Annotated in this window: 1 protein-coding gene and 1 pseudogene; one reads left to right on the top strand and one right to left on the bottom strand. The window is 65.0% G+C overall.

All coding sequences use genetic code 11. The annotated features are described in order from the left end of the window. Window positions 1-74 precede the first annotated feature (74 nt). A pseudogene (locus FDN03_RS16000) lies at window positions 75-164 on the bottom strand (IS6 family transposase); the annotation flags it as partial. Window positions 165-286: 122 nt separating this feature from the next. Here FDN03_RS16000 and FDN03_RS16005 point away from each other — a divergent pair. After that, a protein-coding gene (locus tag FDN03_RS16005; protein ID WP_138178583.1) for an IS3 family transposase occupies window positions 287-1,464 on the top strand; the annotation gives its coding sequence in 2 pieces (ribosomal slippage) (window positions 287-539 and window positions 539-1,464; 1,179 coding nt in all). Window positions 1,465-1,713 lie beyond the last annotated feature (249 nt).

The raw sequence follows: 1,713 nt of genomic DNA on the forward strand, positions 1-1,713 counted from the left end.
CCACTTCCTGCTGTACCGGTCACTCCAGCAACAGACATGGTTCAGCACCGGCACCGCTCCGGTTGCTCCCACGGGGCATCCCCATGGCAGGCTTCAGACAGCAACTCGCCAAGGACCCGTAGATCGACGGACGGCATGTCCGTGGTGACCTCGACCGGCCGGCGTGCGCCGGTCGGTCGAGGTTGTTACCTTTCAGCTCGGGATCGGCGAAGCCCCGTGAGGTGGGCCCCGTTCTTCGGACAGTGATCCCTATGAGGGATAATTGATCCGTGAACGGAGGAGATCAATGAGTCAGTCACGCAGGCGATACACACCCGAGTACAAGGACGAGGCGGTGAAACTCGTCATCGACTCGGGCCGCCCCACCTCGGCGGTCGCGAAGGATCTCGGTATCAACGAGGGAACATTGGGGAGCTGGGTTGCGACCTGGCGGCGGGCACACCAAAAAGAAGAAGAACCTCTGTCGATGTCCGAACGGGCCCGGCTCCGCGAACTGGAGAAGGAGAACCGGGAACTCCGGATGGAGCGCGAGTTCCTCTCAAAAGCGACCGCCTTCTTCGCGCAACGCCATCAGTGACCGACAAGTACGAACTGATCGTCGCGGAGAAGGACAACTACCCGGTCACCAAGATGTGCCAGTGGCTCGTCGTGTCGACATCCGGTTTCTACGACTGGCACCGTAGGCCCGCGTCGACCCGGACCCGCCGGCACACCACCCTCGACACCCACGTGCGGGCGGTGTTCGCCGCCTCCCGCCAGACCTACGGCGCCCGGCGGATCGCCGCCGCCCTGACCGCCTCCGGCCTGCACGTCTCCGTCCGTCTCGCCCGGCGGATCATGCGCCGTGCGGGGCTGGAAGCCTGCCAGCCCAGGGCCTACCGCCGCACCACCGTCCCCGGCCAGGCCCCGACGCCCGCCGACCACGTCCGCCGCGACTTCACCGCGACCCGCCCCGGCGAGAAGCTCATCGGGGACATCACGTATATCCGCACCGGCGAAGGATGGCTCTATCTCGCTACCGTCATCGACTGCTACTCCCGGAAAGTCGCCGGCTGGTCGATGGCCTCCCACCTGCGCACCGAGCTCATCGTCGACGCGTTCACCATGGCCACCTCCCGCGTCACCCTCGCGCCTAACGCGCTTTTCCACTCCGATCGCGGCGCCCAATACACGTCGGATGCCTACCATCGCGTCCTGAAAAGCCACGGTGTTCGCCCGTCGGTCGGCGCCACCGGAGTCTGCTGGGACAATTCCGCCGCGGAGTCGTTCTTCGGAACGCTCAAGAACGAACTCGTCTACCGGGATACCTATCCGACCCGCCGCGCCGCGCGCACCGCGATCGCCGAGTACATCGAGGTCTTCTACAACCGGCAGAGGCTCCACTCCACTCTCGGCTACCGCACACCAGAACACGTCGAGCGCGCATACCAGGAAACCCAGAACTCCATGAAGGAGGCAGCATAAAGCTGGTATAGTCCCGCTACGTCGGTGTCCGAGAAACGGGCAGCACCTCAGATCCGGGTCCACCCGCTCGCCCCGCGCGCAGCATGACCAGATCCCGGCAAGATCAAACTACGCTTCACGGCATTGGATCCTGACCAGGAGTCTTTCTGGTCTGATGATCTGAGGCGCTGTGGCATAGCGCTTGGGGAGCGGCGCTATGGGGATGTGAAGGCGCCGGCTGTCGCGGCTGCCGCCGCGTCGTGGGCTGCC

The organism is Glutamicibacter sp. V16R2B1, from assembly GCF_005774635.1.
Taxonomy (GTDB): domain Bacteria; phylum Actinomycetota; class Actinomycetes; order Actinomycetales; family Micrococcaceae; genus Glutamicibacter; species Glutamicibacter creatinolyticus.